The organism is Phenylobacterium sp. (assembly GCF_020253645.1).
In the GTDB taxonomy this organism is placed as follows: Bacteria; Pseudomonadota; Alphaproteobacteria; order Caulobacterales; family Caulobacteraceae; genus Phenylobacterium.
This window is the reverse complement of the sequence record NZ_JADCBG010000001.1, coordinates 1-7,777: the sequence shown is the minus strand read 5'-3', so window position 1 is coordinate 7,777 and position 7,777 is coordinate 1. Positions and strand designations below refer to the sequence as shown.

The following is a 7,777-nucleotide window of genomic DNA, read 5'->3' as shown; positions in this document are numbered from 1 at the left end:
TGACGACATTGCCCCCGACGCTCCAGTCGGCCTGCAATGAAACGCCGCCGCTCTCCTCCTTGGTGCTGGTGATCAGATCCTGCGTCACATGCCGGGTGCGGTCGCCGCGCGGCGTGGGCAGGACCGTCGCCGTCAGGTTGGTAGGTGTCGTGCCGATCAGTTCGGCGCAGCAGTCATCGTCGGACTCGCGGTAGTCGGCGATCAGGGTCAGGGAGAGATCCTCTGTAGGGTCGGCCACAATCACGCCGCGGACGCCCCAGTGCTCGTACCCGTTCACCCGCGTCCCGCGGGTCAGATTGCGGATGTTGCCGTCGTAGCTGCCATAGGAAACCGTGAAGCGGCCCTTCACGAGATCACTGAAGGGCACGTCCACACCCGCGCGGAGTTTCACCTCGCCGCCGCCCGAGAAGTAGCCGCCCTCGACATAGCCCCCGAAGTCGTCGCCCGGACGCTTGGTGACGATGTTGATCACACCTGCGGAGGTGTTCTTGCCGAAGAGCGTCCCCTGCGGGCCACGCAACACCTCGATGCGCTCGACGTCGACCAGGTCGCTGAAGGCCTCGCCTGAGCGGCTGAAGACCACGCCGTCCACAACCGTTGAGACCGAGGGTTCGCCCGCGATCGAGAAGGTCGACGTGCCGACCCCGCGCAGGAAGAGCGTCTGATTGATGGTGGTGCCAGACTTGCGGAAGTTGAGGGTGGGCACGAGGTACTGCGCGCCCTCGAGGTTTAACGACCCGCGAGCGGCGAGCGCGTCGCCGGACAGGACCGAGATCGCTGCCGGAACATCCTGCAGTTTCTGTTCCCGCTTCTGGGCGGTGACGACCAGTTCGCCGAGGTCAACGCCATCGTTGGCCGTCTGGGCCAGGGCGGGCGCGGCGGTCATGAGGGCGGCGATGGCGGCCCCAGTGATCAGGATCTTGCGTTGCATTGGCTTCCCCGAAATCTCGCTCTCGTTGATACTTGGCGCTATCACACGCACGCCGCTCTTGTTGTCTTTCCGGCGACCAGCCGGGTAATCAGAAACCCAGTTCCGACATCTCCACCACACGCTTCTCGCGCGCGCTGATCTCTGCGGCTGCGCCGATGGCCACGGCCATCAACCCGTCGCGTGCGGTCACTTCCACCGGGCCCGCTCCGCGCACCGCCGCGTTGAAGCGCTGGTGCTCGTAGAAGGTCGACCCGTGGTGGGTGCCGGCCTTCAGCGCGATGGGATCCACCTCGACGACGCGACGCTCCACGCGCTTAGGGTTACGGAACCCCACCCGCGGAGAATACACTATGTCACCACTAGGAATTAGGACGTCAAGCCGCGCTGCATCCCCGACAGCGGTGATCTCTTCCTGGTTCTCGGCGCCGTCGGCGAACATGCAGAGATCCAGCATGGCGCGAACGCCGTTGGCGAAGTCGATGGTGGTGTAGCTGTTGTCGATGATGTCGGGCCGACGACCCTCATAGCTTTCATCGAGATGGTTCACATCCATGGCGCCCGAGCAGTAGACCCGAACGGCCTCCGAACGGGTGATGAGCCTCATCAAGTCGAAGAAATGGCAGCACTTTTCGACCATTGTCCCACCGGTATTCGCGGCGAACCGGTTCCAGTCGCCCACCTTCCTCAGAAACGGGAAGCGGTGCTCGCGAACCAACAGCATCTGCAGCCTTCCGACCCGGCCGCCGTGTACCTCGCCGATGAACGCCTCGGCCGGCGGCATGTAACGGTACTCCATCGCCGTCCAGAACGGGGCTGAGGCGCGCTCGGCCTGCTCGACGATCCAGCGCGCGTCCTCGAGCGTCGTGGCCAACGGTTTCTCGCAGAGAATCGGCAGTCCGGCCTCGAACATCGGTTCCAGCACCTGTCGGTGCGTGTTGTTCGGACTGGAGACGATGACGCAATCCACAAGGCCGCTGCGGGCCAAATCGGCCCCTGTCGTAAAGGCGGTGACGAGATCAGCCTTCGGACCCAGCGCTTCGCGGGCCGGGCCCAGCGATCGTTCGACGGGATCGGCGATTGCGGTCACCACCGCGCCCGGTGTAACGGCGAGGTTGTGGATGTGCTCCACGCCCATCATTCCAACACCGACCAGGCCGTAGCGGACCGTCTCGGCCAACTGACTCTCCAGAGAATATGACAACGCCAACAGAGTGTGAGCATCCTTCCAGATGATGCTTCGGAGCAAGCTCAAAAGTGGCGCAGGTGGAGCCATGCGCTGGCGTCTGGGAGAGGTGCGGCCTTGAAAAACGGGTCAACTCTGGCGGCTGCAGGCAGCCTTCTCACGCCGCAGATGCGCTGGCTTCTGTTCGTCCTCCTGACCTTCGCCGGCATCCTGAATCTGGTGGATCGTCAGATCATCTCGGTGCTCAAGCCCGAGATGTCGGCCGAACTCGGGTGGACCGACGAGGATTACGGCGCGATGGGCGCTTGGTTCCAGGGAGCCATGGCGCTCGGCCTGCTGTTCGCAGGGCCGTTGGTCGATCGGATCGGCGTGAGGTGGGCTAATCCGCTGGGTGTGTTCAGCTGGAGCCTCGCGGCCATGGCCCACGGCCTCGCTCACAGCATCCCGCAGTTCATCCTCTGCCGCGTCGGACTGGGGGCGACCGAGGCCATGGGTACGCCGTCGATGATCAAGACGGTGGCGACGATTCTGCCTCCCGAAGTGCGCTCTACAGGGTTCGGCGTGATCAATGCCGTGAACAGCCTGGGCGCGATCAGCGCCCCGGTGCTCATTCCCGTGATGGCGGGCGCCCTGGGCTGGCGCGGCACCTTCCTGGTGGCCGGGCTGGCCGGGGTGGTCTGGACGGTCTGCTGGCTGATCGCCACGCGCAAGACGCCCCTCGATGCCCCGCCGACGCCCGCGGCCCAGCCGGACGCTCCGCGCCGTCCGATCCTGAAGGACCGCGGCACCTGGGCGATCGCGGGCGCGAAGTTCCTGTCCGACGCCACCTGGTGGTTACTGCTGTTCTGGATGCCGGACCTGATGCACCGGCAGTTTGGCGTGTCCGGCGTGGCGCTCGGGGGTCCTGTCGCGCTGGCCTACACCGGCGCCGCTGCGGGATCCCTCATCAGCGGGACTTTGGCGACTGCGCTGATGTCGCGGGGTCTCCCGGTGGACCGCGTGCGCAAGGGGATCATGCTGGGCTCGGGCCTTCTGGTTCTGGTGCTGCCCGCCACTCTGGCTGCGCCCAACGCCTGGGCGGCTGCGGGCATCCTGGCCGTGGTGCTTGCGGCCCACCAGGGGTTCTCCACCAACCTGTTCGCCCTGATCACCGACGTGACGCCGACCGACAAGGTGGGGCGTGTCACCAGCTTCGGCGCGTTCTGCGGCAATATCGGCGGAATGGGCATCGTCTGGGCTGCGGGCAAGGTGCTCACCATGGGACTTGGCTATGGCCCACTCCTGTTGTTCGCCAGCAGCAGCTACCTGCTGGCGCTGGGCTGGATCCAGCTGTGGCTGCCGAAGATCACGCCCCTCGCCGACCGCCAACCGGCGCCGGTCAGCCTCGGACACTGAGCGCCTGCGCCGCGGTGATCCCGCGGCGCCGGTCAGGCTCGTCGTCGCAGCTGGCTCTCCAACCCTTCAGACCAGCGGGCCGTGCTCGAGCCGCGGCAGCACATGGCGGGCAAACAGGTCCGCCTCGGCCGCGTGCGGATAGCCTGAAAGAATGAAGGCCTCGATGCCCATGGCCCGGTAGTCGTTCAGCTTGGCCAGCACCTGGTCCGGATCACCGACTATCGCCGCGCCGCAGCCTGACCGGGCCCGGCCAATGCCAGTCCACAGGTTCGGTTCGGCATAGCCGTCATCGGCCGCGCTTTCGCGCAGCGCCGCCTGCGCCTGGACGCCCACCGAGGTGGAGTCGAGCGACTTGGCGCGGATCGCAGCGCCTGCATCGGCATCCAGCTTCGAGAGCAGGCGGTCGGCGGCCGCGCGCGCCTCGGCCTCGGTGTCGCGAACCACCACATGGGCCCGGTAGCCGAACCGGAGTTTGCGGCCATGCTGCGCCGCGCGCGCGGTCATGTCGGCGATGATGTCGGCGACCGCCTCGCGTCGGTCTGGCCACATCAGGTACACGTCGCAGCCCTTGGCGGCCGCCGCGCGCGCATCCTCCGAGAGCCCGCCGAAGTAAAGCTGGGGGGCCTTGCCCGAAACCGTGCCGATACGCGGGGGATCCAGCTTCAGCTTCCAGAAATCCCCGTCATGGTCCAGCGGCTGGCCGTTCAGCAGCGTCTTCAGGATGCTCATGGCCTCGACCGTGCGCGCATAGCGCGGGCCCGACGCCAGCTTCTCGCCGGGCATGTCGGAGGAGATGATGTTCACCGTCAGCCGACCTCCGAGGATGCGGTCGATCGTGGCGATCTGGCGCGCCAGTTGCGGCGGCCACATCTCGCCGATCCGCACGGCCATCAGGAGGCGCATGCGTTTCAGCATCGGCGCGATCGCCGCGGCGAAGGCGGTGGTGTCGATGCCCAGCTCGTAGCCCGAGGGCAGCAGGATGTTGTCGAAGCCGCCGGCCTCGGCCTGCAGGACGATGTCTCGGCAGTGCTCCCAGCTCGACTTCAGCGCCGGGTCGGGCACGCCGAGGAACTCATAGTCGTCGTCGCAGAGTGCGGAGAACCAGGAGACTTCGCAGGGCGGCAGGGCTTGGGTCACGGCAGCGGTTCTCCCCGGGCGGCGACCAGGACCTCATACCATTCAGCCCGGGTCCAGGTGGGCGTGTAGGCGTCTGGAATCTCGGCGATCCGCGGCACAGACTGGGTTCCGACGATGGGAATGGGCCGGGCCGGATGGGCCATGATCCAGCTGTAGGCCGCGGCGGCGCGGCTGACACCCGCCTGCTTGGCCTTGGCGTCCAGGGCCGCAGCGACCGCGCGTGTGCGCTCATCGCCAGGATTGCCCAGCCGGCCGCCGCCGAGGGGCGACCAGGCCAGCACCGCCATGCCCCGGGCGATCGCCTGGTCAAGCACCCCGTCGCCCAGCGGCGCCACGGCCAGGGGTGAGAATTCCGGCTGGCAGGAGACAATCGGCAGGGGCAGGTGGGCGGCCAGGGCCTCCACCTGCCAGGGCGTGAAGTTGGAGACGCCGACGGCGCCGATCTTGCCGGCCTGGTGCGCCGTCAGAAGGGCCTCGCCGATCTCGGCGGGATGGGTCAGGAGGTCGGGTCGGTGAATCTGCCAGAGCGGAACATGATCGACCCCCATCCGGGCGAGCGAGGCGTCGATGGCGGCGGCCAGGTAACTGGCGCTCGAGTCGTAGGGCACGCCCATGGAGATGCCGCCCTTTGTGGCGATCACCATCCGGCCCCGCAGGCCCGGATTGCCGGCCAGCACCCGCCCGAGCAAGGCCTCCGCCGCGCCGAAGGGCTCGCCATTGTCGGGTCCGTAGATGTCCGCCGTGTCGAAGAGCGTGACGCCGGCGTCCAGGGCGGCCTGGATGCGCGCCTCCGCCGCCGCCACATCGTCCCCGGCGAAGCGCCACATGCCCCAGGCGACCGAGGAAACCTCTGGGCCGCCGGGATAGAGGGCGCGCATGCGGGGCGGACTTGGAAGCTGGGTCATGGGCCTTGTCTCAAACCTCCTCTAGGTCCCGACCCCGCGGGTCGGTTGGGGCGGTTCACCCCGCTGAGGGACATCATGACCGGCTCTACTTCCCGAGGGAAGCCAGGCTCCCGGGGTGCAGGAGCCCCAGGGTCACTGTATACCCGCATCTGTCACCGCAGCCTGCGGCAGGAACTGGTTCAGTGGGAGACCCCGGAATGACCGCTGTGGCGGGCTCAGACGAGGCTATGCATCCGACCGGCGAAGACCCGGCCCCGAGCAAGAGCTATTGTTTCAATTTCGTGGACCCCGGGAGCGGCGTGGGCATGTTCACTCGCTTGGGTTTCCGGCCGGGTAATGGCTGGGCGGACGCCCTGCACGCCGTCTACCTGGGCGGCGGCAGGGTGGCCTTTACCTACGGTGGGCGGGAAATCGGCCAGGACCGGGAGGGGATGGACACCCTGGAGGAGGTCCGTGTCTAGACCACCTTCCGGTCTGGCTGCATCCTTCGCGAGACGGTCTCGATGACCGCGCGTACCGGCAAGGGCCGGGGGGGCCGCATCGAAGGCCGGGTGATCAACATGTGCCCGACCAAGATCCCCTTCCCGGGCGGCGCCACCTTCGTCAACGAGGGCCTCGCCCGCTTCGCAATGGACGGGCGGCAGGGCTTTGGCATCGCCGAGTCCTGGCGCAACGTCCCCGAATAGACCTGTGGCCGCCGCCCCCCAGCCTTCTACCTGACACACGGCGGCGGGCCTTGCTTCTTCCTGGACGATCCGGCGGGGGTGTGGACGGGGATGCGGACCTTCCTGGAGGGGGCGCCTGCGAGCCGGGTGGGATGACTCAATCGTCCGGACCTGTCGCGCGCCCAGCTGCTGCAACTGACGGGTCGAGAACCACTCATGCATGAAATGCGCCGTTGGTGCAGAGCCGCTCCACGTCGTCCGTGCACAATGCGCGCCATTGGTGCAAAGGCGCCTGCCAAATCCTTGAGGCGATCAGGTCCGACGAGCATACCGCCCGGCCAGTGAACGACGTCTTCGAAGGAATTGACTCATGAACATCGTGAAGTGGGTGGCCCTATTATGTGTTTCGGTCCTGGCGGCATGTGGTGGCGGCGGCGCTGGGAGTGTTGAGCCTGTCTCCCAAGGGCCCGTGGTCGCCACCAGCGAATTCCGGCGGGCGGTAGCCGGCCACCGGGTGGCCAAGGTGAATGTGCCCGGCGGCGACGGTACGCGCCTGTCGACCTATGTCTACCTCCCCGCCCAGGGCGCCGGCCCCTTCCCAACCCTGGTGATGCGCACGCCCTACGACCTGCCGATCACACCGGTGAGCGGGTTCCCGGAAGAGCATGCGAACGGCGAAATCGAGGCCAGTCCCGAGGATGTGGGCTGGACCGAGGCCACAGACCGCGGTTACGCGCTGGTGGTGCAAGAGACGCGGGGTCGCCTCTCCTCGGATGGTGTGTTCAGCCTTTTCCTGGGTGAAGAGGTGCGTGATGGCGAGGCGCTTATCCGCTGGGTTGAGCGCCAACCCTGGTCGAATGGCCGCATCGGCATCTTCGGCGACTCGGCCAGCGGAGTGGTGTCACTCCAGGCCGCTGCGTCGGGGCGGACCTCGATCAAGGCGGTGTTTGCACAGGTTACCTCGCCAGACTTCGTGGGTGGGGTGCTCTTTCCGGAAGGCCGCGTGAAATGGGAAGCCCTGCTGCCCTTCCTCCTCGGACAGGTCTTCGACAACAGTGACGATCATGACTCCAAGCTCGGCCTCACCGCCCAGCAGGTCGGCGCCCTGAAGGGCCAGGCCGGCGATGCGCTGGAGGAGATGTTTGGGGCGCTGGAGGCCGGTGATCCGGCCCAGTCGAGCTGGTGGACCCGGGCCATCACCCCGGACTTGCCAATCGTCAGCCAGCTGCAGCCCCGCTGGCCTGATCTGCTGGCCGCGGGTCGGAGTCCCGCCGCTGGGCTGGACGTCACCGACCGCATTCGGGCGCCTGTCCTGCACGTCTCGACGTGGCATGACTTCTTTCATGACAGTACATTGAAGTCATTCGGTCGCATTCAGGCGGCTCGGGGCGACCAGAAACTGATCATGCTGGATGGCACTCACTACGAAGTCGACGATCCGGATCGGTGGCCCACCAAGCCGATGTTCCTCTGGTTCGACCATTGGCTCAAGGGCGAGGCCAACGGTGTTCGCGACTGGCCAACAGTACAGTACATGCTGGCCGGACAGCCCGAAGGGCAG

8 protein-coding genes are annotated in these 7,777 nt (G+C 67.0%); 4 read left to right on the top strand and 4 right to left on the bottom strand.

What is annotated here, in order from left to right; genetic code table 11:
- On the bottom strand, positions 1–931 hold a 931-nt coding region (locus INE98_RS00040), incomplete at its 3' end, for a TonB-dependent receptor (RefSeq protein ID WP_293535667.1).
- An 88-nt stretch (positions 932–1,019) separates the two neighbouring features.
- Positions 1,020–2,108, bottom strand: coding sequence for a Gfo/Idh/MocA family oxidoreductase (locus tag INE98_RS00035; protein ID WP_293535666.1), 1,089 nt, complete (start codon positions 2,106–2,108; stop codon positions 1,020–1,022).
- A 123-nt stretch (positions 2,109–2,231) separates the two neighbouring features.
- On the opposite strand from INE98_RS00035, the gene INE98_RS00030 reads away from it, so the two are divergent.
- Positions 2,232–3,509: an MFS transporter gene (locus tag INE98_RS00030; RefSeq protein ID WP_293535665.1), complete on the top strand. Its 1,278-nt coding sequence runs from the start codon at positions 2,232–2,234 to the stop codon at positions 3,507–3,509.
- A gap of 66 nt (positions 3,510–3,575) precedes the next feature.
- Here INE98_RS00030 and INE98_RS00025 read toward each other — a convergent pair whose 3' ends face one another.
- Both INE98_RS00025 and INE98_RS00020 read right to left on the bottom strand, forming a co-directional pair.
- Positions 3,576–4,646, bottom strand: a complete 1,071-nt coding sequence (locus INE98_RS00025; RefSeq protein ID WP_293535664.1) for an LLM class flavin-dependent oxidoreductase — start codon at positions 4,644–4,646, stop codon at positions 3,576–3,578.
- Entirely contained in the window at positions 4,643–5,551 is a 909-nt protein-coding gene (locus tag INE98_RS00020; protein WP_293535663.1) for an aldo/keto reductase, read from the bottom strand. Before INE98_RS00020 ends, INE98_RS00025 begins: the two co-directional genes overlap by 4 nt.
- 305 nt (positions 5,552–5,856) lie before the next feature.
- Between INE98_RS00020 and INE98_RS00015 the strand changes: the two genes are divergently transcribed.
- The 3 genes from INE98_RS00015 to INE98_RS00005 all read left to right on the top strand — a co-directional run.
- Entirely contained in the window at positions 5,857–6,012 is a 156-nt protein-coding gene (locus INE98_RS00015) for a hypothetical protein (protein WP_293535662.1), read from the top strand.
- A 42-nt stretch (positions 6,013–6,054) separates the two neighbouring features.
- Positions 6,055–6,237, top strand: coding sequence for a hypothetical protein (locus tag INE98_RS00010; protein ID WP_293535661.1), 183 nt, complete (start codon positions 6,055–6,057; stop codon positions 6,235–6,237).
- 349 nt (positions 6,238–6,586) lie between these two features.
- A partial coding sequence (locus INE98_RS00005; protein ID WP_293535660.1) for a CocE/NonD family hydrolase occupies positions 6,587–7,777 on the top strand: 1,191 nt, incomplete at its 3' end.

Coding starts and splice junctions, on each gene's coding strand:
- INE98_RS00015 (WP_293535662.1), top strand. CDS start 5,857: ATGTTCACTCGCTTGGGTTTCCGGCCGGGTAATGGCTGGGCGGACGCC.
- INE98_RS00020 (WP_293535663.1), bottom strand. CDS start 5,551: ATGACCCAGCTTCCAAGTCCGCCCCGCATGCGCGCCCTCTATCCCGGC.
- INE98_RS00010 (WP_293535661.1), top strand. CDS start 6,055: ATGACCGCGCGTACCGGCAAGGGCCGGGGGGGCCGCATCGAAGGCCGG.